This window comes from Arthrobacter sp. U41, from assembly GCF_001750145.1.
GTDB lineage: Bacteria > Actinomycetota > Actinomycetes > Actinomycetales > Micrococcaceae > Arthrobacter.
Genome location: NZ_CP015732.1, coordinates 4,354,291 through 4,380,015 on the forward strand (window position 1 = coordinate 4,354,291; position 25,725 = coordinate 4,380,015).

At 69.9% G+C, this 25,725-nt stretch carries 25 protein-coding genes; 9 read left to right on the forward strand and 16 right to left on the reverse strand.

Translation table 11 applies throughout. The features are described 5' to 3' along the window. From ASPU41_RS19765 to hemE, 9 genes are all read right to left on the reverse strand, one after another. On the reverse strand, nt 1-1,104 hold the full coding sequence (locus tag ASPU41_RS19765) for an LLM class flavin-dependent oxidoreductase (RefSeq protein WP_069952349.1): 1,104 nt from the start codon (nt 1,102-1,104) through the stop codon (nt 1-3). Continuing rightward, complete coding sequence (hemB, locus tag ASPU41_RS19770) at nt 1,101-2,084, reverse strand: porphobilinogen synthase (RefSeq protein ID WP_069952350.1); 984 nt, start codon at nt 2,082-2,084, stop codon at nt 1,101-1,103. The genes ASPU41_RS19765 and hemB overlap by 4 nt, the downstream gene beginning before the upstream one ends. After that, nucleotides 2,081-3,058, reverse strand: a complete 978-nt coding sequence (locus ASPU41_RS19775; RefSeq protein WP_157357070.1) for a uroporphyrinogen-III synthase — start codon at nt 3,056-3,058, stop codon at nt 2,081-2,083. The genes hemB and ASPU41_RS19775 overlap by 4 nt, the downstream gene beginning before the upstream one ends. Before the next feature lie 20 nt (nt 3,059-3,078). Continuing rightward, nucleotides 3,079-4,077, reverse strand: a complete 999-nt coding sequence (gene hemC / locus ASPU41_RS19780; protein WP_069952351.1) for a hydroxymethylbilane synthase — start codon at nt 4,075-4,077, stop codon at nt 3,079-3,081. Further along, on the reverse strand, nt 4,074-5,342 hold the full coding sequence (locus ASPU41_RS19785) for a ferrochelatase (RefSeq protein ID WP_069952352.1): 1,269 nt from the start codon (nt 5,340-5,342) through the stop codon (nt 4,074-4,076). Before ASPU41_RS19785 ends, hemC begins: the two co-directional genes overlap by 4 nt. Beyond that, nucleotides 5,339-6,052 carry a hydrogen peroxide-dependent heme synthase gene (gene hemQ, locus ASPU41_RS19790; protein ID WP_069952353.1) on the reverse strand — a complete coding sequence of 238 codons (714 nt, stop codon included), beginning with the start codon at nt 6,050-6,052 and terminating at the stop codon, nt 5,339-5,341. Before hemQ ends, ASPU41_RS19785 begins: the two co-directional genes overlap by 4 nt. A gap of 131 nt (nt 6,053-6,183) precedes the next feature. Beyond that, entirely contained in the window at nt 6,184-6,828 is a 645-nt protein-coding gene (locus ASPU41_RS22840) for a hypothetical protein (protein WP_197515718.1), read from the reverse strand. Nucleotides 6,829-7,071: 243 nt separating this feature from the next. After that, nucleotides 7,072-8,598 (reverse strand): protoporphyrinogen/coproporphyrinogen oxidase, encoded by a 1,527-nt coding sequence (locus tag ASPU41_RS19800; RefSeq protein WP_069952355.1) that lies wholly within the window; start codon nt 8,596-8,598, stop codon nt 7,072-7,074. Between the two features lie 3 nt (nt 8,599-8,601). Continuing rightward, nucleotides 8,602-9,699, reverse strand: coding sequence for a uroporphyrinogen decarboxylase (gene hemE, locus ASPU41_RS19805; protein ID WP_069952841.1), 1,098 nt, complete (start codon nt 9,697-9,699; stop codon nt 8,602-8,604). A gap of 181 nt (nt 9,700-9,880) precedes the next feature. Here hemE and ASPU41_RS19810 point away from each other — a divergent pair, with 181 nt between their 5' ends. Beyond that, nucleotides 9,881-11,254, forward strand: coding sequence for a glutamyl-tRNA reductase (locus ASPU41_RS19810; RefSeq protein ID WP_083266640.1), 1,374 nt, complete (start codon nt 9,881-9,883; stop codon nt 11,252-11,254). A gap of 40 nt (nt 11,255-11,294) precedes the next feature. On the opposite strand, the gene moeB is transcribed toward ASPU41_RS19810, so the two are convergent. Then, nucleotides 11,295-12,515 (reverse strand): molybdopterin-synthase adenylyltransferase MoeB, encoded by a 1,221-nt coding sequence (gene moeB / locus ASPU41_RS19815; protein WP_069952356.1) that lies wholly within the window; start codon nt 12,513-12,515, stop codon nt 11,295-11,297. A 168-nt stretch (nt 12,516-12,683) separates the two neighbouring features. Between moeB and ASPU41_RS19820 the strand changes: the two genes are divergently transcribed. The 3 genes from ASPU41_RS19820 to ASPU41_RS19830 all read left to right on the forward strand — a co-directional run bounded on the left by ASPU41_RS19820 (nt 12,684) and on the right by ASPU41_RS19830 (nt 13,913). Beyond that, the gene (locus ASPU41_RS19820; RefSeq protein ID WP_231941120.1) at nt 12,684-13,265 is read left to right on the forward strand and encodes a TetR/AcrR family transcriptional regulator; all 582 of its coding nucleotides are present in this window, start codon (nt 12,684-12,686) and stop codon (nt 13,263-13,265) included. A gap of 54 nt (nt 13,266-13,319) precedes the next feature. Continuing rightward, nucleotides 13,320-13,544 carry a DUF3107 domain-containing protein gene (locus tag ASPU41_RS19825; RefSeq protein ID WP_069952358.1) on the forward strand — a complete coding sequence of 75 codons (225 nt, stop codon included), beginning with the start codon at nt 13,320-13,322 and terminating at the stop codon, nt 13,542-13,544. A gap of 66 nt (nt 13,545-13,610) precedes the next feature. After that, nucleotides 13,611-13,913 (forward strand): hypothetical protein, encoded by a 303-nt coding sequence (locus tag ASPU41_RS19830; protein ID WP_069952359.1) that lies wholly within the window; start codon nt 13,611-13,613, stop codon nt 13,911-13,913. 26 nt (nt 13,914-13,939) lie between these two features. On the opposite strand, the gene ASPU41_RS19835 is transcribed toward ASPU41_RS19830, so the two are convergent. From ASPU41_RS19835 to ASPU41_RS19850, 4 genes are all read right to left on the reverse strand, one after another. Continuing rightward, nucleotides 13,940-14,614 carry a 4a-hydroxytetrahydrobiopterin dehydratase gene (locus ASPU41_RS19835; RefSeq protein ID WP_069952360.1) on the reverse strand — a complete coding sequence of 225 codons (675 nt, stop codon included), beginning with the start codon at nt 14,612-14,614 and terminating at the stop codon, nt 13,940-13,942. 84 nt (nt 14,615-14,698) lie between these two features. Next, the gene (locus tag ASPU41_RS19840; protein ID WP_269450065.1) at nt 14,699-15,517 is read right to left on the reverse strand and encodes a thiazole synthase; all 819 of its coding nucleotides are present in this window, start codon (nt 15,515-15,517) and stop codon (nt 14,699-14,701) included. Nucleotides 15,518-15,522: 5 nt separating this feature from the next. Beyond that, on the reverse strand, nt 15,523-15,759 hold the full coding sequence (gene thiS / locus ASPU41_RS19845) for a sulfur carrier protein ThiS (protein ID WP_069952361.1): 237 nt from the start codon (nt 15,757-15,759) through the stop codon (nt 15,523-15,525). After that, on the reverse strand, nt 15,756-17,189 hold the full coding sequence (locus ASPU41_RS19850) for an FAD-dependent oxidoreductase (RefSeq protein ID WP_083266641.1): 1,434 nt from the start codon (nt 17,187-17,189) through the stop codon (nt 15,756-15,758). The genes thiS and ASPU41_RS19850 overlap by 4 nt, the downstream gene beginning before the upstream one ends. A gap of 153 nt (nt 17,190-17,342) precedes the next feature. Between ASPU41_RS19850 and thiE the strand changes: the two genes are divergently transcribed. Continuing rightward, nucleotides 17,343-18,035 carry a thiamine phosphate synthase gene (gene thiE, locus ASPU41_RS19855; protein ID WP_069952362.1) on the forward strand — a complete coding sequence of 231 codons (693 nt, stop codon included), beginning with the start codon at nt 17,343-17,345 and terminating at the stop codon, nt 18,033-18,035. Between the two features lie 20 nt (nt 18,036-18,055). Here the strand turns inward: thiE and ASPU41_RS19860 are convergent, their stop codons facing one another. Beyond that, nucleotides 18,056-18,727, reverse strand: coding sequence for a ferritin-like fold-containing protein (locus ASPU41_RS19860; protein ID WP_069952363.1), 672 nt, complete (start codon nt 18,725-18,727; stop codon nt 18,056-18,058). 41 nt (nt 18,728-18,768) lie between these two features. Here ASPU41_RS19860 and ASPU41_RS19865 point away from each other — a divergent pair, with 41 nt between their 5' ends. From ASPU41_RS19865 to ASPU41_RS19875, 3 genes are all read left to right on the forward strand, one after another. Continuing rightward, on the forward strand, nt 18,769-20,262 hold the full coding sequence (locus ASPU41_RS19865) for an RNB domain-containing ribonuclease (protein WP_069952364.1): 1,494 nt from the start codon (nt 18,769-18,771) through the stop codon (nt 20,260-20,262). Nucleotides 20,263-20,562: 300 nt separating this feature from the next. Beyond that, a complete protein-coding gene (locus ASPU41_RS19870) occupies nt 20,563-22,263 on the forward strand; it encodes a DEAD/DEAH box helicase (protein ID WP_069952365.1) in 1,701 nt (566 codons plus the stop codon). Between the two features lie 8 nt (nt 22,264-22,271). Next, the gene (locus ASPU41_RS19875; RefSeq protein WP_069952366.1) at nt 22,272-23,141 is read left to right on the forward strand and encodes a DNA-methyltransferase; all 870 of its coding nucleotides are present in this window, start codon (nt 22,272-22,274) and stop codon (nt 23,139-23,141) included. A 46-nt stretch (nt 23,142-23,187) separates the two neighbouring features. Here ASPU41_RS19875 and ASPU41_RS19880 read toward each other — a convergent pair whose 3' ends face one another. Next, entirely contained in the window at nt 23,188-24,033 is an 846-nt protein-coding gene (locus ASPU41_RS19880; RefSeq protein WP_069952367.1) for a PHP domain-containing protein, read from the reverse strand. Between the two features lie 90 nt (nt 24,034-24,123). Here ASPU41_RS19880 and ASPU41_RS19885 point away from each other — a divergent pair, with 90 nt between their 5' ends. Further along, complete coding sequence (locus ASPU41_RS19885) at nt 24,124-25,707, forward strand: aminopeptidase P family protein (RefSeq protein ID WP_069952368.1); 1,584 nt, start codon at nt 24,124-24,126, stop codon at nt 25,705-25,707. Nucleotides 25,708-25,725 lie beyond the last annotated feature (18 nt).

Consider the following 25,725-nt stretch of genomic DNA (forward strand, 5'->3'; position numbering starts at 1 on the left):
TCAATGGCGTCGCGCAGCGCCGGCCAGCAGGCCGGCCACCCGGGGTGCCACCTCGGTGCCGAACAGCTCAATCGAACGCATCATGGCTTTGTGCGGCAGGGTGCCGTTGCTGTACTTGAGGTCGAAGCGGTCCACACCCAGGTTCTGCTTCAGCAGGGCGATTTTCGCGGCGACGGTGTCCGGGGAGCCGACGTAGAGGGCGCCCTCGGGCGTGCACAGGGCGTCGAACTCGGCCCGGTTTCCCGGACCCCAGCCCCGTTCGGCGCCGATCAGGTTTCGCTGCCCGAGCCAGTGCGGGAAAAACTCCTCCCGCGCCTCCTCGTCCGTCTCGGCAATGTGGCCCGGTGAATGAGTGGCCAGCTGCTGCATCGGGTGGCCGTATTTGGCCATGGCCTCACGGTAGAGGTTGGCCAGCGGGCCAAAGGACCGCGGCTGTCCGCCGATGATGGCGAAGATGATCGGGTAGCCGTATTCGGCGCAGCGGAGCACCGACTCGGGCGTCCCGCCGACGCCGATCCAGGCCGGCAGCAGGTGGTGTTCCAGCGGCGGGTAGACGCTGAGCCCGTGGACCGCCGGCCGGGTGCGGCCCTCCCAGCGGATGGGCTTCTGGGCCCGGGCCTTGTCGAAAAGCTCGAGTTTTTCCTCAAACAGGACCTCGTAGTCGGCCAGGTCGAGGCCGAAGAGCGGGAAGGATTCGGTGAAGGAGCCGCGGCCCAGCATGACCTCGGCCCGTCCGCTGGAGATGGCGTCCACGGTGGAGAAGCGCTGGAAGACGCGGATGGGGTCATCGGAGCTCAGGACCGTAACGGCCGAGCCGAGCCGGATGCGCTTGGTGCGGGCAGCGGCCGCTGCGAGGAACACTTCGGGGGCGGAGACGGCGAAGTCGCGGCGGTGGTGCTCCCCCACACCGAAGGCATGGAGTCCCACCTCGTCCGCAAGTTCGGCCTGTTCCAGCAGCTGGCGCAGCACCTGGGCATGCGGGACAGGGTGCCCGTCGGGGAACACGCCGACGTCGCCGAAGGTGTTCAGCCCCAAAAGGATGCGCCCCGGACCCACGGGCGCGGTGGGGTTCGCCCCGGGCGCCGGGTCAGTCGAGGTGTTCATCGGGACTCCTTCAGCCAGCCGGCGAGTTCGCTCGCCCAGTAGGTCAGGACCATGTTGGCCCCGGCCCGTTTGATGCCCAGCACCGATTCGGTGATCGCGGCCCGGCGGTCGATCCAGCCGTTGGCTGCGGCGGCCTCGATCATCGAGTACTCGCCGGAGATCTGGTACGCGGCGACCGGGACGGGGCTCATGGCGGCGACGTCGGCGAGGATGTCGAGGTAGCTCATGGCCGGCTTCACCATGACCATGTCCGCGCCTTCTTCGAGGTCCAGTTCCACTTCGAGGATCGCTTCGCGGCGGTTGGCGGCGTCCATCTGGTAGGTGCGGCGGTCGCCCTTGAGCTGCGAGTCGACGGCCTCGCGGAAGGGTCCGTAAAACGCGGAGGCGTACTTCGCGGCGTAGGCGATGACGGCGGTGTTGACGTGGCCGGCGTCCTCGAGGGCCTGCCGGATTACGGCGATCTGGCCGTCCATCATCCCGGAGGGGCCGAGGACGTGGGCGCCGGCCTCCGCCTGGGCCACGGCCATCCGGCCATAGATCTCCAGCGTGGCGTCGTTGTCCACGTAGCCGTCCGTGTCGAGGACCCCGCAGTGCCCGTGGTCGGTGAATTCGTCCAGGCAGACGTCGCTCATGATGACCAGCTCGTCGCCGACCTCGGCGCGGACGTCCCGGATGGCACGGTTCAGCACGCCCTCCGGGTCCAGTGAGGCGGTGCCGGTGGCGTCGCGGACGGCGGGGATGCCGAAGAGCATGATGCCGCCGACGCCGAGCCCGACGGCTTCGGCGGCGGCGCGCTTCAGCGTGTCAGTGGTGTGCTGCTGCACCCCGGGCATCGAGGCAATGGGGTTCGGCTCGGTGAGCCCTTCACGGATGAAGGCGGGGAGGATGAGTTCGGAGGCCGAGAGGCGGTGTTCGGCCGTCAGCCGGCGGATGGCCGGGGTGGTGCGGAGCCGGCGGGGCCGGTGGGTCGGGAAACTCATATGGTGTCCTTTGCTGGGGGCTCTGCGACGTGCGGGTAAGGAGGGGTGGGCCCGACTGCGAGGGACCGGACGACGGCGGCGACCAGGCCGGAGGCTGTGGGTTCCTCGGCGACGGAGGCGACGGTGAGCCCGAGTGATTCCGCCTCGGCGGCAGTGGAGCGTCCGATCGCGACGAAGCGGCAGTCGCCCAGCGGGGCGAGGTCCCCGTGGATGCGACGGGCTGCGCTGGGGGACGCGGCGACGACGGCGGCCAGCCGGCCGGCACGGATTTCGGCCTTCGCCTGGGCCGGGGTGAGTACGGCGGCCCCGGTGTCCCGGGGCGCTCCGGGACCCGGCTCCGCAGCGGGCTGGCATGCGGCGAGGCTCCTGCCCGGGTCGGCCGGGTAGTCCACGGTGCGGTACGCGGTCACGGCCTGGACGAAGGCGCCCCGGGCTTCCAGCCCGCGGCGGAGCCGGGGGTCGGCGATGTCCGCCTGCGGCAGGAGCACGCTGCCCTGATGCTCGGGCCAGATATCGACCAGCCCCGAACCGGACTGCTGACCGGTCGGCGCCAGATCGACCGCGACATCCCGGGATTCGAGGAAACGGCGCGTTGCGGGCCCGATCGTGGCCACAAGAAGGCTGCCCGGGAGCCAGCTGCTGAGCGTTGTCCCCCGTTCGGCGGCCTTGGCCTCCAGGGCCTGGACCGTGGTGACACTGCTGACCACCAGCCAGGCGTAGGCGCCGGCGCCCAGGGCATCGAAGGCCACATCGAGGGAATGCTGGTCGCTGGCGAGCTCAAAGTCAATGAGCGGCAGCAGCAAGGGCTCGGCACCGACGCCGCGCAGGGCGGTGACCAGCTCCGCGGACCGGTCAGGGCTGCGGGCGACGAGGACCCGGGCGCCGTCCGGCACCCTCATCCCGTGAGCCCCGCCGGGCCCGCCGGGGGCCGTGCCGTCCCGGGCGGCGGGGTTCCGGGCACTCTGCGCTGCCATGAGTTGATGGATTCCGCGGTTCAGGACGCGGCCAGGTCCGCGATGTCGGAGGCCCCGCGGGCCAGCAGGACTTCGGCGAGCTCAATCCCGAGCAGGGTCGCCCCGACCTCGGTGAGTCCATCCGTGGCCTTCGTATCCCGGATCGTGGCTGTTCCATCGACGGCGCAGACCACGGCTTCAAGGTGCAGCAGGCTGCCCTTGCGGTAGGCGTAAGCGCCCACCGGCGCGGCGCAGCCGGCTTCGAGGCGGGCCAGGAGCGCCCGTTCGGCGGTGACGGCGAGCCGGGTGTCAGGGTCGTCGAGGGCGGCGAGGGCCTGCGCCAGCACGCCCTGGGAGCCTTCGGTGGATCCTGCCTTGCGGGGCGCATCGGCTGAGCGGCATTCGATCGCCAGGGAGCCCTGCCCGGCGGCGGGCAGCATCACCCCGGTCTCGAGGAACTCACTGACCGCGTCAAGCCGGCCGATCCGGTGCAGTCCGGCGGCGGCGAGGACGACGGCGTCGAGGTCGCAGCTTTTGCCTTCGACCACGGCAGCGGTGCTGTTGCCCGGCAGCCCGGGCACGCGGCCGAGCCGGGTCTCGACGTTGCCGCGGATGTCGCGGATGTCCAGGTCCGGGCGGGCGGCACGCAGCTGGGCGGCGCGCCGCGGGGAACCCGTGCCGACGGTGGCGCCGGTGGGCAGGTCCGCGAGCTTGAACCCGTCGCGGGCGCAAAGCACGTCGCGGACGTCGACCCGTTTCGGCGTCGCCGCGAGCGTCAGCCCGGGGGCGGCGCCGGTGGGCAGGTCCTTGAGCGAGTGCACCGCGACATCGCATTTGTCCTGCAGCAGCGCATCGCGCAGGGCCGCCACGAAGACGCCGGTGCCGCCCATCTGGGACAGCGATCCGGTGAGGACATCGCCGTCGGTCCGGATGTGGACCAGTTCGACCGGGAAGCCGCCGACTGCGGCCAGCTGGTCCGCGGTCTGCTGGGTCTGGGTCAGGGCCAGTTTGCTGGCGCGGGTTCCGATCCGGACGCTCACAATGCTTCCTGACCTGCTGCCGGAGCGGCGGCGGCGGCCGGATAGGGGTCGTGGCCGGTGCCGGTGGTGGTGTCGGCGCCCGCGATGGTGGGTTTTTCACCGCGGAAGTTGGCACAGCAGCCCGGGCGGCAGACGTCGTACCAGGGACCGAGCTTGGTCAGGTGCGGCCAGTCGGCGATGTTGTTCGCGGCGGTCCGCTCGCAGATCAGGTCCACGATGCCGCCAACGAACTTGCGGTGCGTGCCGGGCGTGGGAACGCGGCTCGCGGCGAGGCCCAGTCTTTCGCAGGTTTCCAGGGCTTCGGTATCGAGGTCCCAGACAACTTCCATGTGGTCGCTGACGAAGCCAAGCGGCACGATCACAACGCCCTTGACGCCCTGCCCGGCGAGTTCCTCGATGGCATCGTTAATGTCCGGTTCCAGCCAGGGCACGTGCGGGGCACCGGAGCGGGACTGGTAGACGAGGGACCAGGGGGCGGTGTCGCCGGTCTCGGTTTCCACCCGGCGGATGACCTCGGTGCCGGTGGCGAGGTGCTGCTCGACGTAGGCGGAGTCCTCCTCGAAGTGGCGCGGTTCGGCATCGGAGCGGCCCGCCGCCTCGGCGTCACGGATGGGGATGGAGTGCGTGGCGAACAGGATGTGCACCGGCGCGCCGGGGGTGCCGTCCGCGGCCAGCCGGGCGCGGACGTCGGCGAGGCCGGCGGCGGTTCCTTCGATGAACGGCTCGACGAAGCCGGGGTGGTCGAAGTACTGGCGGACCTTGTCGACCTCGAGCTTTCCGTCCAGGCCCGTGTCGGTCAGCGCGATGCCGATGTCCTCACGGTACTGGCGGCAGCTGGAGTAGCAGGAGTATGCGCTCGTGGTGACCATCAGGACCTTGCGGTGCCCGGCGTCGTAGATGTCCTGGAGGGTCTGCGGGATGTAGGGGGCCCAGTTGCGGTTGCCCCAGAACACCGGCAGTTCGATTCCGCGGGCGGCGAGCTCGGCCTCGATGCCGGCCTTGAGCTCCCGGTTCTGCTGGTTGATCGGGCTGATGCCGCCGTTGGCGCGGTAGTGGTGCGAGACTTCTTCGAGCCGCTCGTCCGGGATCCCGCGGCCGCGGGTGACGTTGCGCAGGAACGGCAGGACGTCATCCTGTCCTTCGGGTCCGCCGAAGGAGGCCAGGAGCACGGCGTCGTAATCCTTGGGGGCCATCCGGCCGGCTTCGGTCACCTCGTTGAGCGTGGTGGCGGCTGTGACGGCTTCCTGGGGATCCAGCGGGCTCATGAAAGGACCTCGGCAATCTCGGCAGCGCTCACCCGGCGGCCGGTGTAGAACGGGATTTCTTCGCGGACGTGGTGGCGGGCTTCGGTGGCGCGCAGGTGGCGCATCAGGTCCACGAGGTCCACGAGTTCGGGGGCTTCGAGGCCGAGGATCCATTCCCAGTCGCCGAGGGCGAAGGAGGACACGGTGTTGGAGATGACCTGGGGGAAGTCCCGGCCCAGCATGCCGTGGTCGCGCAGCATCGTGCCGCGTTCGGCGTCGGGCAGCAGGTACCACTCATAGGAGCGCACGAACGGGTAGACGCAGAGCCACTCTGCCGGTTCGACACCACGGGAGAAGGCGGGGGTGTGGTTCTTCGCAAACTCGGCCTCCCGGTGTACGCCCATGGCGGACCAGGCGATCTCGGTGCCGGTAAACAGTTTGCTGCGGCGGATGTCCCGGACCGCGCGCTGCAGGGCTTCCGGCTGGGGGCCGTGAAGCCAGACCATGATGTCCGCGTCCGCGCGCATCGCCGAAACGTCGTAGCTGCCTCGGTGGACCACGCCGGCCTCGGCCAGCCGCGCGGTGAGGGCGTCGAACTCCCCGGCAGCATCGGCGCTGCGGACCACGTCGGCGGAGCGCTTGAAAACCGTCCAGAGGGTGAAGAACTGCTCGGCTGTTTCTTCGCTTGCTGATTCAGTTTTAGTGACAGTTTCGGCAGAAGTGTGGCTCATGCATACCAGTCTGCCCCTTCCCCTGAGCTAAGTCGAAATGGAGCACTTCTACAATACGTAGAAGTGCTTAATTTCACATCGGTGGGGATTTGGGCTCCGGATCCGTCAGGCCCCGCTGCCCGTCAGGGTCCTCAGACGCGGCGCATCCGCAGGACCACAACACCGGCGACCACGGACAGGACAACCAGGCCGACGCCCAGGAAGAGCAACGGCGAGGTTCCCAGCGGCCCCCGGGCCGACGTTGCCTCCAGCGATGTACTCCCGGAGCGGGGCCTGGCCGGCGCCGTTGCGGCGCCGGCCGTCGCTGTCGGGGAGGCCGTGGCCGCGGCCGACGGCGCTGCCGGGGCCGTGGTGGACGGCACTGCCGGGGCCGGGTTTCCGGCCGGGGCCTCGGCGGCCGGTTCCTGTGCTGCGGCGGACTGGCCCGGGCCAGGAACCGCCGGCAGGGCAGTCCGGGGCGCAGCAGGGGCGGCGGGCTGCGGGACCGCGGGAACCGCCGGTGCCACAGCCACGGGTGGGGCCACGGGCTGCGGCGTGATGGGCTGCGGAGAGACGGGCCACGTCGGTGATGGCCTCGGGCTGCGGCTTGGCTCCGGCTCGTCCGGTTCCCCGGAGGCGGTGGGCTGCGGCGAGGGGCTCGAGGGCGAGGGCGAGGGCGAGGGCGAGGGCGACGGCGTGGGCCGCTTTGACGGCGCCAGCAGGTCGGCGAACGGCCCGTCGAGGCCAAGGGACAGCTCCCCGGTCACCGCCGGAACAGAGGCCGGGGCCGGGAGCACCGTCGATGCTTGTGAGGCGGGCGCGCCTGCGGATAGTGCCAGCACCACTCCGAGCGTTGCAGCTGCCGCGCCGCGCCGGAGTCCCCCATGGTGACCGGCCTGCGTTTTGTGGACGTGAGACCTGTGAGTAACCATGGTCATCGACCCTAGCCGCCGCAGGACGCGGGGGAAAATTTGCGGTTTGCCCCTGTTTCCGGGTATCCGGCGTGGGGATTGCCGCCCGGATTCCGTGCCCGGCGCGATTCAGGAGAGCAGGTGCCGGACCTGGTTCGGGGTGTCGGCCACGATCGCTGCGAGGCCGTTGCCGGAAAGCCAGCCGCCCACCACAGCCAGGGTGCCGTCCGCGGCGCAGATGCTCCGCACCTCGGCGACCCGGCGCTTGTGTCCGAGCGAGGCGAAGGGCAGGGCGCCGCCCCAGCGGACAACGTCCCAATCCACCACGTCCCCGGCGGTGACCGGAATGGAAAGCAGGGCGGACGCGTCCCTCAGGGCGGCCGCGAACAGCTCGGCATCGGTGCCGGGCTCCGGCCGGGCCTGGGCGCCGTGCCGGGCGTCACCGCGCCCGTAGGACAGCCGGACAACGTGGGTGCCGGGGCCGGCCTGGTCCGCCAGCCATCCCCATTTGGCCGTGGCATGGGTGAGGGCCTTGGCTTGGATTCCCGGGCTTTGCGGCGCGACCAGGACCCCGGTGCCGCGCGGCCTCGCGTCGAGCGGCGGCAGATCCAGCACGAGTGTGACCAGGCTGACGTCGGGTCCGGGCTCGGGGCGGCGGCCGGCCAGTTCCGGCACGGCGCCGGTGAGCAGCGCGACGGCGGCCGGGCCCTCCACCGCGACGACCAGGAGTCCGGCGTCGTGCGCGGTGCCGCCGGCGGAAACCCGCCAGCCGCCGGCAGTGCGCTCCACGGAGTCGGCCCGCGTACTCTCCAGCAGCGTCACGCCGTGGCGGCGCAGCTCCGCCAGCAGCGCGGCGATGAGGGTGTGCATGCCGCCGCGGAGTCCGGCGACGGCCGATCCCGCCTTCTGCAGCCCGGGAGACGGCGGCCCCGCCGCCGGCACCCCGGCCGGCAGCGGCCCGGCGGCCCCGCGCCGGGTCCCCTGCTGTGGGGAACCGTTGCGTTGGGCCGCGACTGCGGCGGCGAGGGATCCGTGTTCCCGGATCCCGGCGCGCAGGCCAGGTGCGACCATGTCGATGTCGAGGACGTCCGGGTCCGCGGAATGGACACCGCCGACGACCGGTGCCACGAGCCGTTCGAGCACGCGCCGACCCATCCTGGCGCGGACGAGCGCCGAGACGCTGGTGGCCTCGGCCCTGGTGCCCAACGAGGCGGGCAGCAGTTTGTCCAGCGAGGCCCGGAGCGAACCGGGGAGGCCCAGGGAGCGGCGGACTTCCGGGTCCCACGGGTTGGCCGGGATGCCGAGTACCCCGGTGCGGGGAAGTTCGCGGGCGCCGTCGGGCAGCTGGACCCAGGCGCCGCCGGGATTGGGCGCAACGATCTCGGCGCCAAGGCCGAGCTCGCCGGCCAGCTCTGCCACGGCCGAGGAGCGGGTGGCGAAGGACTCGGCGCCGCTGTCCAGGGTCAGTCCGGCCACCACGTGGCTGCCGACGCAGCCGCCCCACGTGCCCGAGGCCTCCAGGACCGTGGTGCGGACACCGGCGCGGGCGAGCTCGCGGGCCGCGAGCAGGCCCGAGATGCCGCCGCCGACCACCACGGCGGTCTGTGCTGCGGGCTGCGCTGCGGACCCCACAGCGGCGCCGCCGGCTGCGTCCATGCCCTACTCCGGGGAAATCGAGTGGATAAGTTTGACAACGCGCGTCAGCACGTCGGGATCTGTGTCCGGCGGCACGCCATGGCCGAGGTTCAGCACGTGCCCGGGGGCCGAGGCTCCGGCGGCAATGACTTCGCGGATGTGGGCTTCCAGCACCTCCCACGGGGCGGACAGCAGGGCGGGGTCGATGTTGCCCTGCAGCGGCACCGTGCCGCCGAGCCGGCGGTTGGCTTCGTCCAGCGGCAGCCGGTAGTCCACCCCGACGACGTCGACGCCGACGTCGCGCATGGCGACGAGCAGTTCCGAGGTGCCGGTGCCGAAGTGGATCAGCGGGGCACCGAGGTGCCGCACGTGGTCCAGGGCGCGGGCGGAGGCCGGAGCGACGAAGCGTTGGTAGTCGGCCAGGCCAAGCGAGCCCGCCCAGGAGTCGAAGAGCTGGCCGGCGGAGGCGCCGGCTTCCAGCTGCGCGCGGAGGAACATGCCCGAAGCGTCCGCGGCCCAGTTCGCCAGCGCGGTCCAGGTCTCGGGATCGGCGTGCATCATGGTGCGCGGGCCGAGGTGGTCGCGGGAGGGCTTTCCTTCCACCATGTACGCGGCGAGTGTGAACGGCGCGCCGGCGAAGCCGATCAGCGGGGTGCTCCCCAGCTGGGCGACGGTGAGCCGGACGGCTTCGCGGATCGGCTCCAGGGCTTCCCAGGTCAGCTGGGGCAGGGCCGCGACATCGGCCGCGGTGCGGACCGGCTTGTCCAGGACCGGGCCGACACCGGGGACGATGTCCACGCCGACTCCGGCCAGCTTGAGGGGAATGACGATATCGGAGAAGAAGATGGCGGCGTCGACATCGTGGCGGCGGACCGGCTGCAGGGTGATCTCGGAGGCCAGCTCGGGGCGCAGGCAGGAATCCAGCATGGCGACGCCCTCGCGCAGCTTGAGGTACTCGGGCAGCGAGCGGCCGGCCTGGCGCATGAACCAGACCGGGCGGCGGGAGGGTTTGCCGCCGCGGTATGCGGTGATCAGCGCGGAATCCGCGGTGCGGCCGTCCATCAGCGGGTGCCCGGCGTCAAGGCCGGAGATTTCAGGAGTTGCCGCAGTGCTAGGAGTCATGCCTTCGATTGTGCCGAAAATCGGTCCCAAAAGATAACGACAGGTTGTCACCGACAGGGCAGCGGCGCGGGCAGCGACCCGGCCTGCGCCCCGGCCGTGGCGGGAATCACAGCCCGGCCTGTGCGGTCACATGCCGGTTTGTTGTTCTACACGGGAACGAAAAAGCTATGATTGTCCTGCTGTGGTTCTTTTTTCTCTGGTGGCGACCCACGCTGACATCGACCTCGAGACCGTTGCTCTACTGAGCACCGGCGCTTCGGAGCTCGCAACATCCGCCCTCGCCGGATCGCCGGCCGTGGCGGGTGCCATTGTCCTTGCCACCTGCAACCGCTTCGAAATCTATGGTGAAGCGCCCCGCCCGGATGACGTCGCCGAGGCCCGCGCGGCCCTCATCGCCCAGCTCAGCGGATCCACCGGGCTCAACGAACAGCTCGTCGCGAGTTCCTTCAACACACGCACGGGCCCTGACGTTACCAAGCACCTCTTCTCGGTCAGCTCCGGGCTGGATTCCGCCGTCGTCGGGGAGCGTGAGATCGCCGGCCAGGTGCGCCGGGCCCTGATTACGGCCCAGCACGAGGGAACGGCCAGCTCCGGCCTCATCCGGCTGTTCCAGGCGGCGTCCAAGACCGCCAAGGACGTCGGAGCGCAGACCGCACTGGGCGCCCGCGGCCTCTCGGTCGTCTCCGTCGCCCTGGACCTCGCCACCGAGCTCTCCGTGGACCCCGACTGGTCCAGCAAGAAAGTTGTTGTGTTCGGCACCGGCGCCTACGCCGGAGCCACCATGTCGCTGCTGCGCGAACGCGGCTGCACGGACGTCTCCGTCTATTCTTCCTCCGGCCGCGCCGCCGGTTTCGTCGACACCCGCGGCGGGACCGCACTGGACGGCGAGACCCTCCCGGCCGCCGTCGCCGCCGCCGACGTTATGATCGGCTGCAGCGGCGCGGACACCCGCGTGGAGGCCGCAGAACTGGCCAGGGTCCGGGCGGACTCACCTCAGCCGCTGATCGCCATCGATCTGGCCCTCACCCACGACTTTGATCCCGCCGTCGGGACACTTGACGGCGTCGAGCTGCTCACGCTGGAATCGGTCCGCCTGGCCGCCCCGCAGGAACAGGCCGAATCGCTGGCCCAGGCCAGCAGCATTGTGGCCGGCGCGGCCAGCGTGTTCGAGCAGGAGCGCGAGGCCCGCTCGGTGGACTCGGCAATCGTCGCCCTGCGCCGGCACACCATGAACGTGCTGGACACGGAGATGGAAAAGGTCCGGGCCCGCCACGGCTGCACCGCCGCGGCCGAAGAAGTTGAATTCGCGCTCCGCCGGATGGTCAAGCAGCTGCTGCACGTCCCCACGGTCCGGGCCCGCGAGCTCGCCGCCAACGGCCAGCAGGAAGACTACGTCGCCGCCCTCGAGGCGCTCTACGGCATCACGGTCGAGCAGCCCGCAAAGGTGTCCGGCGCCGGGTGCCCGGTTGTCCACGACACGGCTGCAAACACGGCGGTTCCGAACGCCGGGGTTCTGAACTCCGCCGGGGCCGAAACCCGCCGGCATACTGCCTAGGCAGCGGGCAACTCCCCGGGTCAACTCCCCCGGCAATCCGTCAGTAGACCGGCTTTCCGGGCTCTACCTCACGCACCCACGCCAGGATGCCGCCGTCGAGGTGGCTGACGCGCTCGTAGCCGGCGGCCCGGGCGGCTGCGAGGACGGCCGCGGACCGGGTTCCGGCCTTGCAGTGGAACACGATGTCCGCGTCCTGCGGAAGCTCATGCCAGGCCTCACCGGCCAGGATCCGGCCCTGCGGAATCAGCACCGCCCCGTCGATCCGGACAATCTCGTGCTCCCCGGCCTCCCGTACATCGATGAGGTGGAAGTCCTTGAGCCCGGCCGTGCGGGAGGCCAGCATCGTGGCCAGCTGGGTTGCCGTGACGGTATGTTCGGTGCCCGCGTCCGCGGCGGGCGTGATCCCGCAAAAAGCCTCGTAGTCGGTCAGTTCCGTGATCCGCTCCGCCGCGGGATCGCGGGAGACCCGGATTTCACGCCAGGTCCCGCCGAGCGCGTCGAAGAGCGCCACCCGGCCCAGCAGGGAGCGCCCGACGCCGGTGATCAGCTTGACGGCCTCCGTCACCATCAGCGAGCCGACGGCAGCGCAGAGCATCCCGAACACACCGCCCTCCCCGCAGGACGGCACGGAGCCTGCGGGCGGCGCCTCCGGGTACAGGTCCCGGTAGGTGGGGCCGTACCGTTCCCAGAAGACGCTGACCTGCCCGTCGAAGCGGAAGATCGAACCCCAGACGTACGGCTTGCCCAGGATCGCTGCGGCGTCGTTCACGAGATACCGGGTGGCGAAATTGTCGGCCCCGTCGAGGATGAGGTCGTAGCCGGCAAACAGTTCCAAGGCGTTGGAGGCGTCAAGGCGGACATTGTGCAGCCGGACCTCCACCAGCGGGTTCAGGGCCGCGATGGCGTCGCGGGCGGACTCGGTCTTGGGCCGGCCCACATCCGCGACCCCGTGGATCACCTGACGCTGGAGGTTGCTCAGGTCCACGGTGTCGTCGTCGATGATGCCCAGGGTGCCCACGCCCGCGGCGGCCAGGTAAAGCAGCGCGGGCGAGCCGAGGCCGCCGGCGCCGATCACCAGGACCCTGGCGTTCTTCAGGCGGCGCTGCCCGATCGCCCCGATTTCCGGGATGATCAGGTGCCGGGAGTAGCGTTCGACTTCAGCCGGACTTAAGCCCTCGGCCGGCTCCACCAGCGGGCCGGGCGCGGCGGGCGCATTTTCCGGGGCTGCGGGGGCTGCGTTTTGGGTGAACTTGGAAGCCATACTTCAATCTATGCCCGCAGATGCCGCCAGGTCATATTACCGGCACGTAAAGTGGACATAACAGCAAGCGAAAGAAGGCCGACAGTGGTTCATCAGGCACCGGTTGAGCGGGGTCATGCCGGAAAGTCGACGGAGGTCCCGGCACGAAGCGGACAGCGATCGGCGCGGTTGCCCCGCGATGAACGACGGGCGCAACTGCTCGCGGCCGCCCAGGAAGTCTTCGTGGCCAACGGCTACCACGGGGCCGCGATGGACGAAATCGCCGAGACCGCCCACGTCAGCAAGCCCGTGCTGTACCAGCACTTCCCGTCCAAGCGCGAGCTGTACCTGGCCCTGCTGGACAGCGAGCTCAGCAAACTGATCGCACTGCTGCTGGGGGCCCTCAACTCCACCACGGACAACGACGAACGCGTCCAGGCCGTGATGCGCGCCTACTTCCGCTTTATCGCCAGCGACGACCAGGCCCACCGCCTTGTTTTCGAGTCCGACCTCGTCAACGACCCCGATGTCAGCGCCCGGCTGGAGGCTTTCAACAAGACCTTCGCCGACGCCGTCGCGCGGGTCATCGCGGAGGACACGAAGCTGCCCGAACTGGAGGCCCAGTTGCTGGGCCGCGGTCTCGCCGGTATGGCACAGATCAGTGCCCGGTACTGGCTGGAAACGGACGGCAATCTTGACCTCGATGTGGCCAGCGACCTGATCTACCGTTTAGCTTGGCGCGGAATCTCCCGCTTCCCCAAGGAAACCTAGACTACAAATAGACATGACACCGAAGAGAACTTTGATTGGCTGGGAGGCCTTGCTGTGGAAGTAAAGATCGGCATACAGAACATCGGCCGCGAAATTGTGCTGGAATCGTCCCAGGACGCCGACGCCGTGGCCAAGGTGGTCGGCGAGGCCCTCGCGAAGGGCACCGAGCTGCGCCTGACGGACGAAAAGGGCCGCCAGATCATCATTCCGGCGAACGTCCTGGGCTATGTTGAAATCGGCGCCGAGGAAGTACGCCGCGTCGGTTTCGGCGCCCTCTAGCGACCCGGCGCTGCCACCGGGCGGCACCGCAGTTGATCCCGTCCCCGATCCGCGAGGAGTCCAAACGTGCTTTCCCTGATTGTGGTTGCCCTGGTGACCGTGGCCGCGGGCTTTGTGGTCTGGGCCAATGACAAGCGGCACGCCAAGTACGGCATCGCCGTGCCCGCAGGGGTATCGCTCGCCGTCGGGATGCTGAGCTGGATCATCTTCATCGCCGCCGGGCTGGGCTACCAGCCCGGGCTGACCTGGATTCCGTGGGTGCTGCCCATGGTTCTTGGCGCCGCCGCGGCCGTGGCGGCTGTGCAGTACCTGGGCAGGACCCGCACGACCCGCGATACCGCCCGGCTCACTGCCATCCTGCGGTACTAGTCCTGCAGCGGCCGGGTGGTGGGGGCTCAGGCCTCCGGCACCTCGGATCCGGTACCCGCTTCGGTGCAGAGGCACAGCTGGTTTCCCTGCGTATCCGTGACCACGACCCAGTTGGGTGCGTGGTCACGGTTCATTAAGGCTCCGGTGGCTGCGGTCTTTTCCAGCACCGGGCCGGACTCGGCCTTGCTGCGGTGGATGTCGAGGTGGAGCCGGCTGGGGCTGGGGGTGGACGTCTGCTGGAACCAGAGCGTCGGGCCCCGCCCGAAGGGGTCCACCAGGTCATCGGAGCCTCCCCGGCGGTAGCCGAGGGCCACCCGCCAGACCTCCGAGATGGCGGCGGGGTCCTCCGAATCGATGACCACCTCGATGGTCCGGTACAGGCCAGGCTCCGCGGTGGCGCCGATTCCGGCCGCTGCCGCGCCGGCGGCCGCTGCGGCTGCAACGTCACGCCGCGTGACTTCGTCGCCGGCGTCGTGGGAGCTGTACCGGAGGAACACGCGGTTGTAGCGCCAGTCCAGATCCGGGTGGTGGTTTTGTTCCTCGGCCAGGCGTCCGACGGCGGCGATCAGTTCCAGCGCCGCGGCTGCTGCCGGCGCTTTGTAGACCGTGACGAGACCGCCGAGCCGGTACCTCCAGTCCGGCAGCCCCCTGAGGGCCGCGTCGACCTGGTCCTCGGTGAGGACGTCCTCAGTGGCTGCCATGGCAGGCTCCTTTGCTGCGTTGTGCCGGCCCTGTCCCTCCAGGTCCCCGCCCGGCGCCCGGAATGGCGCCCGGAGGGGCTTCGACTACAGGAATTCGGCCCGCCCTTCCATTGCCGAGGAGGCCAGCGCATGCTCCCGGCGCGGGATCCGGCCGGCCTTTTTTGCCAGCCTACCGGCGATCACCGCGTGCTTGAAGGCCTCCCCCATCAGCACCGGGTTCTGCGCCCGCGTCACGGCCGTGGCCAGGAGCACGGCGTCGCAGCCAAGCTCCATCGCCAGGGCGGCGTCCGAGGCGGTGCCAATCCCCGCGTCCAGGACTACGGGAACGGAGGCGCGGGCGACGATCAGTTCGATGTTGTGCGGATTCAGGATGCCCAGGCCGGTGCCGATCGGCGCGCCCAGGGGCATCACTGCGGCGGCGCCGAGGTTTTCCAGCCGCAGGGCCAGGACCGGGTCATCGTTCGTGTAGGCGAACACCTTGAATCCCCGGCCCACAAGCTGCTCGGTGGCCTCGACGAGTTCCACGGCGTCCGGGAGCAGGGTGTGCTCGTCGGCGATGACTTCCAGCTTCACCCAGTCCGTTTCGAGGGCTTCGCGGGCAAGTTCAGCCGTCAGCACGGCGTCCTTGGCGGTGAAGCAGCCCGCGGTGTTGGGCAGCACCCGGATGTTGTGGTCCAGCAGCAGCTGGAACAGCGATCCGGCCTCCGCGGGCGAGTAGCGGCGCATCGCGACGGTGGTCAGTTCGGTGCCGGACGCCAGCAGGGCTGCCCCCAGTCCGTCCAGGCTCGGCGCCCCGCCGGTGCCCATGATCAAGCGCGACCCGAGCTGCACGCCGTCGACCGTGAACGGATCCGCGGCGGGCAGCGATACTCCCGGCGCCGCTGCCAGTGTGGTCCCTCCCATGCCGCTCATCCCCCCTGCACCGCCGTGACCAGCTCGATGTCGTCGCCGTCGGCGAGCGCAGTACCGTGCCACTGGCTGCGGGGAACCACCTCCGCGTTGCGGGCCACCGCGACCCCGAGTTTCCGGCCGTCCGCAGACTGGCCGTTCGGGGCCAGCGGACGGCCGGTGACCTGGCTGACCAGCGTGCTGACCGAGGCTCCGGCGGCGAGCGTGAGCTCGGTTCCGTTCAGTTTGATGTTCATACCGTTTCCTTGCTGTGTCCAGGTTGGGGAGTGGTGGTCCGGGGGTCTGTTCTTTCGCCGGCGGCCGGCGCGCCGGCGCTGCCGGTGCTGCGGGTCCCGGCGCCGAACCTGTCCGGCCGGAACCGGGCCCAGCGGGGGTCCGCGACGCCGTCCAGCAGCTGCCGGCAGATCTCCGCGGCGGCGGGTGTGAGCAGGATTCCATGCCGGAAGAACCCGGTGGCGATGATCAGTCCCGCAACGTCCCCCGTCTGCCCCGGCACCGCCACCCGACCCAGCAGCGGCGCGTTGTCCGGGGTCCCGGGACGGGCCCTGGCGGTGGCCTCGAGCAGTTCCAGTTCGGCGACCGCCGGGAGCAGCTGCTGGGCATCGCGCAGCAGCTGGTAGACGCCGCCCGCGGACACTGCGCCGCCGGCAGGGGTGCCGCCGGCAGGGGTGCCGCCCGCCGGGGTGACCGCCCGGCTGTGTTCACCCAGGTCGTCCTCCCGCTGGGTGGCCCCGATCACGACCGTGCCGTCCTGCCGGGGGACGATGTACACCGGCACGCCGCGGACCAGTCCCCGCACCGTTGAGCTCAGCAGCGGCCGCAGTCTCTCCGGCACCCGGAGCCGGAGGATGTCGCCGTGGACCGGCCGCAGCGGCAGCCGGAGTCCTGCGGGCAGGCCCTCGAGCGCGGCAGCGCCCAGGCCGTTGGCCACGATGGTCTCATCGGCCCGGACGGAGCCGCCGCCGGCGAGACTGGCGCCTGCCACCTGCCCGTCCTCCCAGAGCAGCCCGGCTGCACGCCGGCTGATGGTGCCGCAGAGGCTGTCCGCGGCCAGGAGTTCCCCGATCCGGGCGAGCAGCCGGCGGGGGTCGACCTGGTGGTCCGCGGGAATGTCGAAGGCGCAGGAGATCCCCGGGCTCAGCAGGGGTTCGCGCCCGCGCGCCGCACGGACGGTCAGCGGCTCCACGGCCAGGCCGTGGGCCTGCTGGACGGTGCGCAGGTCCGCGAGCGCCCGGCGGTCGGCGGCGTCGGCCCCCACAGCGAGGGTCGGCGTGGTCAGGTAACCGGTGCCTGCGCCGGTCGCACCAACGGCGCCGGGGTCCGTTCCGGGGGCCCGGCCTCCGGGTTCCAGCCCGGCAGCGAAGGCCGGCCAGAGGCGTGAGGATTCGAGCATAAGTTCCAGGAGTGCTTCCTCCTGGTAGTGAAGTTCGCTCACCGGTGCGAGCATGCCGGCGGCAGCCCAGCTGGCGCCGCTTCCGGGGGCGTCGTCGATCAGTGCGACCGAACGGCCCGAGCGCCTCGCTGCCCAGGCGATCCCGTGCCCGACGACGCCGCCGCCGATCACGGCAACGTCGTAACATGTGCGGTTGGCGCCGTCATCAGCGGCGGCTGCGGCCGTGGCTGCCTCAGTGGCCGCGGCCGTTCCGCGGGCGGATATCTCGCCCATCAGGAGTCCCTTCCTACGCCGGTACTAACCGGATCAGGTCAAGCGGTCGGCTCTGACGCCCTCTCAGCCTGCCTGTGCCGGACGCCGGTGGCGTGGACGGCTGCGGCGGGCTCCCGCGGTATGGCCCCAGTTTAGAGGAACTAGTCTGGAACCATGAGCCAGGATGCCGTCCCCACCACTGCCCGTCTTTACCTCTGCACCGATTCCCGCCAGGACCGCGGCGACTTTGCGGACTTCGTGGACGCGGCTTTCGCCGGCGGAGTCGACATCATCCAGCTGCGCGACAAGTCATTGGAAGCGGCCGAGGAACTGGAACTCCTGGACGTCCTGCGCCAGGCCGCCGAGCGCCACGGCAAGCTCTGGGCCGTCAACGACCGGGCCGACGTCGCCTCCTTCTCCGGCGCTCCGGTGTTCCACATCGGGCAGAAGGACATCCCCCACGGCGCGGCACGGGACTTCCTGGGCAGGGACACCGTGATCGGGCTGTCCACGCACAGCCCGGAGCAGGTGGACGCAGCCATCGCCGCCGCCCCCGGCCTCCACGGCCTGGACTACTTCTGCGTGGGGCCGGTGTGGGCCACTCCGACGAAGCCGGGGCGCGCCGCCGTCGGGCTCGAACTGGTGCGTTACGCGGCGGACGCGGTCCGCCGCGCCGCAGCCCCGGCCGGGGACCCCGCCGGCGTGGTGCCGTGGTTCGCGATCGGCGGCGTCGACCTCGGAAACGTGGAGCAGGTGGTGGCGGCCGGCGCCCGCAGGATTGTGGTGGTCCGCGCCATCACGGAGGCCGACGACCCGGCGCACGCCGCCAAGTCCCTGCTCGCCGCACTCGACGCCGCGGGGAACTGACTCAGATCGGTGCCGTCCGCTCAGCCGGCCAGGCCGAGCTGCGTCATCCGGCGCGAGTGGTTCGACGCCAGTTCCGCCATCAGCCCGCGGACAAGTTCCCGGGACTGTTCCTCGTCCGCGCCGATCACGCCGCCAAGGAACGCGTGCTCGAAACTCACCCGCTGGGCCTGGGTCAGGGCTTCCCCGAGCAGCCGCCGCGCCCACAGCGCAAGCCGTGACGCCAGCCGCGGGTCATCGGCCAGGGCGGTCTTGAGCCGCTCGCGCAGCACCGCCTTGGCCTCCTCATCGGTCTGGATCTGCTCCACCAAGGCCCGGGTGTCGGCGTCGACGTAGCGCGAGATGGCGCGGTAGAAATCGGCGGAAACGGTGTCGATCACGTACGCCTTCATCAGGGATTCGTACCAGTCCGCGGGGCGCGTGCGTTCGTGGAAATGGTCCACGGACGGCTGGAACGGCAGCATGGCGGATTCCGGGTCCACGCCCATCGCGTCGAGCTTGGCGCTCACGAGTTCGTAGTGCTGGAACTCGATTACGGCGAGCCGGCCCAGCACCGCCCGGTCGTGCAGGTTGGGTGAATACCGCGCATCGGAGGAGAGCCGTTCGAAGGCGGAAAGCTCGCCGTAAGCCATCACGCCGAGCAGATCCCTCAGGAAGCTCTTGTACGGGGCAGGATTGGCCGGGGATGTGCTCATGATCCAAGACTAATGGCGCAAATGAAGCTAATCTGATTTTCGTGTCCCATCATCGTCTGACCCCGAGCGTCCACCAGCAGAAGAACCAGCTTGCCGAGGCGCTCAACGCGCTGCGTACGACGCTGGAGCTGCCGGGGCCCTTCCCCGAGGACGCGCTTCGGGAGGCCAAGGAGGCAGTCGCCCGGCACGAACTGCCCGAGCTGGATTTCACGCACATTGACTTCGTGACCATCGATCCGGCGTCCTCCACCGACTTGGACCAGGCCCTCTTCATCGACCGTTCCGGCGCGGGCTACAAGGTCTTCTACGCGATCGCCGACGTCCCCTCCTTTGTGGCCCCCGGCGGTGCGCTCGATGCCGAGACCCGCCGCCGCGGCCAGACCTTCTACACCCCGAACGGCCGGATTCCGCTGCATCCGGAAGTCATCAGCGAAGAAGCCGGAAGCCTGCTGGCCGGCCAAATGTGCGCCGCTTTTGTCTGGGAGTTCGAGCTGGATACCGCCGCCGAGGTGTCCGCGGTGCTGGTCCGCCGCGGGACGGTCCGCAGCCGGGCCAAGCTCAGTTACCAGGGGGTGCAGGCCGAACTCAACGCCGGCACCGCCGCGCCTGTCCTCCAGCTCCTCAAGGAGGTCGGGAAGAAGCGCGTGGAACTGGAACGGCTCCGCGGCGGCGCCAGCCTGAACATGCCGGAGCAGGAAATCGAACAGCTGGCCGACGGCGGCTACCGGATTGTCGCTGCGCCGCCGCTGCCAGTGGAGGACTGGAATGCCCAGATTTCCTTGATGACGGGGATGGCCGCCGCGGAAATCATGCTGGAAGGCAAGGTCGGCATCCTGCGCACCATGCCGCCGCCGGATGAAGCGTCGCTGGCGCACTTCCACCGCCAGACCCGTGCCCTGGGCAAGCCCTGGGACGGCGAGATGAGCTACGGCGAATACCTGCGCACCCTGGACCCCACGGACGCCCGGCAGCTGGCGATCGTGCACTCGGCCGGCATGCTGTTCCGCGGCGCCGGCTACACACCCTTCGACGGAACGGTCCCCGATTCAGCCACCCAGGCCGCCATCGGCGCCGCCTACGCCCACTCCACGGCCCCGCTGCGCCGGCTGATCGACCGCTTTGTCCTGGTGATCTGCGAGGCGCTTAGCAACGGCACCGCCGTACCTGACTGGGCCCGCGCCGCCCTTCCGTCCCTGCCCGCGATCATGGCGACCTCGGACCAGCTGGCCGCCAGGCTGGAGCGGCTCTCGCTCGACACCGTGGAGGCGGCGCTGCTGGTCAACCACGTGGGCCAGGAGTTCGACGCCGTCGTGATCTCCGGGTCCAAGCCCCCCAGAAACGGGAAGAACGGCAACGGGAAAACCGCGAACGCCAAGAACGGCAACGGCAGCGGACCCTCCGGGATCGTGCAGATCGCCGAGCCCGCTGTCACCGCCCGCTGCCCCGGCGAACTGGAACCCGGGACCCAGGTCCGGGTCCGGATTGTCTCCTCCGACATCGCCACCCGCGAGGTCCGGCTGGAGCTGGTGGGCTGAGCGCCCGGCACAGTTCCCGCGCGCCGCCTGCGGTGTCCGTCGTGGTTCCCGGCCGCATACGGCTAGACTGGAAGGGTAGATATGGATGCCCGGTCGTTGATTTCCTTGATATTCGAATTCAACAAGCCCGCCCCTACGCGATCTTGAGTCAGACCCGCTGGTCCCCAGTGCCAGCATTTAGATAGCCCGCGATCGGCTTCCACTGGATTTGCTTGCGCGCCTGAGCGTGCTCCGGAACGGCCACCCGGCCGGCCCCGTTGAGCAAGCAGCGCAGCCCAAATGAATAAGGAAACTCCCCTAGTGAGTGAATTGCACACGCACCAGCTTCTGACCGACGAATCCGGAACGGAAACGCTCGAGCCCGAAGAGACCATCATCTCGGACGAGAAGCCGCACGAGATCGCCGAGAAGACCTTCGCCGACTTCAACGTCCGCGCCGACATCGTGGAATCGCTGGCCGACGCCGGCATCACGCACCCGTTCCCGATCCAGGCCATGACCCTGCCGGTCGCCCTCAGCGGCCACGACATCATCGGCCAGGCCAAGACCGGCACCGGCAAGACCCTCGGCTTCGGCATCCCGGCGCTGCAGCGCGTCGTCGGACCGGACGACGAGGGCTATGACAAGCTTCCGGCCCCGGGCGCCCCGCAGGCCCTCGTGATCGTGCCGACCCGCGAGCTGGCTGTCCAGGTTGCCGGCGACCTGCAGAACGCCGCCCGCAAGCGCAACGCGCGCATCACCACGATCTACGGCGGCCGCGCCTACGAGCCGCAGGTCGAATCGCTGCAGAAGGGCGTCGAGGTTGTCGTTGGCACCCCCGGCCGCCTCATCGACCTTTACAAGCAGAAGCACCTCGTGCTGAAGAACGTCAAGATGGTCATCCTTGACGAGGCCGACGAAATGCTGGACCTGGGCTTCCTCCCGGACGTCGAAACCCTCATCGCCGGCACCCCCGCTGTCCGCCAGACCCTGCTGTTCTCGGCCACCATGCCCGGTCCGGTCGTCGCGATGGCACGCCGCTACATGACCAAGCCGACGCACATCCGCGCCGCCGACCCGGATGACGAAGGCCTGACCAAGCGCGACATCCGCCAGCTGATCTACCGCGCCCACAGCATGGACAAGATCGAGGTGGTGGCCCGCATCCTGCAGGCCCGCGGCCGCGGCCGGACCATCATCTTCACCAAGACCAAGCGCACCGCCGCCAAGGTAGCCGAGGAACTCGTGGACCGGGGCTTCGCCGCCGCCGCCATCCACGGCGACCTCGGCCAGGGCGCCCGCGAGCAGGCGCTCCGGGCCTTCCGCAACAACAAGGTGGACGTCCTGGTCGCCACCGACGTCGCCGCCCGCGGCATCGACGTCGACGACGTCACACACGTGATCAACTACCAGTGCGTGGAAGACGAAAAGATCTACCTGCACCGTGTGGGACGCACCGGCCGCGCCGGCAACAAGGGCACGGCCGTGACCTTCGTTGACTGGGATGACATGCCCCGCTGGGGCCTGATCAACAAGGCCCTGGGCCTGAGCGTCCCGGAGCCGGTGGAAACCTACTCCTCATCACCGCACCTCTTCGAGGAACTCGACATCCCCGCAGGCACCAAGGGCCGCCTGCCCCGCGACAAGCGTGTGCTGGCCGGTGTTGACGCCGAGGTCCTCGAGGACCTGGGCGAGACGGGCAAGAAAAACGCCCCCCGCACCGGCGGCGGCCAGACCGGCGGCGGACGCGAGAGCGCCCGCAGCGGCGGACGCGACAGCCGCCGCAGCGGCGGAGCCACCGGCAGCAAGGACAGCGCACGGTCGGGAGACCGCCGTCGTCGTCCCGCCGAGGCCGAGGCCAGCACCGGCCCGGCCGCCGAGGCTCCGGCCAAGGCCCCCGCAAGCGCACCGACCGAGGTTGACCGCGCCACCCGCGCCCGCCGCCGCACCCGCACCCGCCGCCACAACGGCGAGGTTGTTGCGGGCGAGGCCGGGGCTCCGGCACGCAGCACCGAGGCCTAAACCCCCTTATGACTGACACCGTCTGGGCGCCGGACGGCAGCAATCTGGTGGTGCACGCGGACAACGCGGAGTACCTCCCGACGCTGCCGGACGGCGCCTTCACACTGATCTACGTGGACCCGCCGTTTAATACCGGGCGGGTCCAGAAGCGCCAGGAAACCAGGATGGTGCTCAACGCCGGCGGCGACGGCGACCGGGTCGGGTTCAAGGGCCGCTCCTATGACACGATCAAGGGCGCGCTGCACAAGTACGACGACGCGTTCAGCGACTACTGGTCCTTCCTGGAGCCGCGGCTCGTCGAGGCCTGGCGGCTGCTCGCCGACGACGGCACCCTGTACCTGCACCTTGACTACCGTGAGGTGCATTACGCCAAGGTCATGCTCGACGCCATCTTCGGCCGCGAGTGCTTCCTGAACGAGATCATCTGGGCCTACGACTACGGCGCCCGCGCCAAATACCGCTGGCCCACCAAGCACGACAACATCCTCGTGTACGTCAAGAACCCCCGGAAATACCACTTCGACAGCGCCGAGGTGGACCGGGAACCCTACATGGCCCCCGGGCTCGTGACTCCGGCCAAACGCGAGCTCGGCAAGCTGCCGACCGACGTCTGGTGGCACACGATTGTCTCCCCCACCGGCAAGGAGAAGACCGGCTACCCGACGCAGAAGCCCGAAGGGCTGATCCGACGTGTGGTGGCGGCCTCCAGCCGCCCCGGCGACTGGTGCCTGGACTTCTTCGCCGGTTCCGGAACCCTCGGCGCCGTCGCCGCGAAGCTGGACCGGAAGTTCGTCTGCGTGGACCAGAACCAGCCGGCCATCGACGTCATGGCCAAGCGGCTTGCCCCGCACGCGGTCTTCACTGTTTTTCCGAGTTAGCCCTGTTGCGCCAGCACTCCCGGGGCGCCCGACCGGGACGCCGGCGTCAGCGCACCACTGAGGTTCCGGTTCCCAGTTCCTCGATCCGGGCAAACACCTCGGGCGTGGTCAGGTTCTCGCCCAGCCGGTTTGGTTTCCCCGCCCCGTGGTAGTCGGAGGACCCGGTGACCAGCAGCCCGTGCCGGACCGCGAGTTTGCGCAGGAAGGTCCTGCCCTCCTCGGGATTGTCCCGGTGGTAGATCTCCAGTCCGGCCAGCCCGGCGTCGATCATCTCCCGGTAGGTGCGTTCCCCCACGATCCGGCCGCGGGCGGATGCCACCGGATGGGCGAACACCGGCACCCCGCCGGCCTCGCGCACGAGTTGGACGGCGAGTGCCGGGTCCGGCGCGTAGTGCTGCACGAAATAGCGTGAATGCGAGGTCAGGATGGAGTCGAAGGCCTCGGTGCGGTCCGCGACCACGCCCGCAGCGACCAGGGCGTCGGCGATGTGCGGCCGGCCCAGGGTGGCGCCCGGCGCCACGTGGTGGATGACATCGTCCCAGCTCAGCGGGTAGTCCTCGGCGAGCAGGCTGACCATCCGCTCGGCCCGGGTGAAGCGGGCGTCCTTGGCCTTGGTGATTTCCTCCAGGAGCCCGGGGTGCGCCGGGTCGTGCAGGTAGCTCAGGAGGTGGACGCTGATCCCCTCGATCGTCCGGCAGGAAATCTCCATCCCGGGAACCAGCGCGACGCCGTGCTCACGGGCACCGGCCGCGGCCTCGGCCCAGCCGTCCGTGGAGTCGTGGTCGGTCAGGGCAATGACATCGAGCCCCGCTTCCGCCGCGGAGGCCAGCACCGCGCCGGGCGCTTGGGTGCCGTCGGATACGTTCGAATGGGCATGCAGGTCAATCCTCACCCCACCAGCCTAGTAGATCGCTGCCGCGGCGCCCGGGGACCAACGCCGCCCTGTTGGCCTCAGCCGCTCCGCTGGTGAGACGATGGGACCGTGAACGATGCAGATAACACCCCAGTCTCCGCTTCCCAGCCCCTCGACGAGCGCGTCAACAACCGCTCACAGCGGCCCAGCTCCGACGCCTTCAAGGCGTTTATGGCCAGCAACTGGGCACCGTCCCGCGTGCAGCTTCCGGAACGCGACGCCGTCGCCGGCCACGCAGCCGCCCGGCGGCGCGCCATCTCCGAGCAGTTCAAAGGCGAACGCCTGGTCATCCCCGCCGGTCCGCTGAAGGTCCGCTCGAACGACTGCGACTACCGCTTCCGCCCGCACTCCGGCTTCGCGCACCTCACCGGCCTCGGCCTGGACCATGAGCCCGACGCCGTGCTCATCCTGGAACCCGCGGGGGAAGGCAGGGGCGACGACGGCGGCCACCACCACGCGACCCTGTACTTCCGTCCGCTGGCTGGCCGCGACACCGAACAGTTCTACGCCGACTCCCGCTCCGGCGAATTCTGGATCGGCGCCCGTCCCACCCTGGCCGAGTTCAAGGCCCGCCTGGGGCTGGACACTGCGGACATCAGTGAACTGGAGCTGGGGATCACCAAGAACGTCGGCGCCCCGGAAATCGGCGGAATCTCCATCCGGCTGGTGCGGAAGGTCGACGAGAACATCGACGCCCTGGTGGACACCGCCCGCTACAACACGGCCAAGGACCCCGAGAACCTGGACATGGGCATCCTGGACGCCCTTGACGAGAAGCTCACCGAGGCCCTCTCCGAGCTGCGCCTGCTCAAGGACGAGTGGGAAATCGAGCAGATGAAAACCGCCGTCGCCGCCACCGTGCAGGGCTTCACCGAGGTCGTCAAGGCCCTGCCGCGGGCCCTCACCCACCAGCGCGGCGAGCGCGTCGTTGAGGGCGCGTTCTTCGCCCGCGCCCGGGAGGAAGGCAACGAGCTCGGCTACGACACCATCGCGGCCTCCGGCAACAACGCCACGGTGCTGCACTGGACCCGGAACACCGGCAAGATCAACGCCGGGGAGCTTTTGCTGCTCGACGCCGGGGTCGAGGCGGAATCGCTCTACACCGCGGACATTACCCGCACCCTGCCGGCCAACGGCACGTTCACCGAGATCCAGCGCAAGGTCTACGAGGCCGTGCTGGACGCCGCCGACGCCGGCTTTGCCGCCGCCCGGCCCGGCACCCGGTTCCGCGAGATCCACACGGCCGCGACCACCGTGCTGGCCGAACGGCTCGCCGACTGGGGCCTGCTGCCGGTCTCCGTGGCGGAAGCCATCAGCGCGGAAGGCCAGCAGCACCGCCGCTGGATGCCGCACGGCACCAGCCACCACCTGGGCCTCGACGTGCACGACTGTGCCCAGGCCAAGCGCGAACTGTACCTCGACGGTGTCCTCACCCCCGGCATGGTCTTCACGATCGAACCCGGGCTGTACTTCAAGGACGAGGACCTCGCCATCCCGGCGGAATACCGCGGAATCGGCGTCCGGATCGAGGACGACATCCTGATGACCGCCGACGGTCCGGTCAACCTCAGTGCGGCCCTGCCCCGCAAGGCTGAGGACGTCGAGTCCTGGATGGCGGGAATCTACCAGGAAGCCGACGGCCAGACTCCGTAGTCCCCGCCGGCTAAGCAG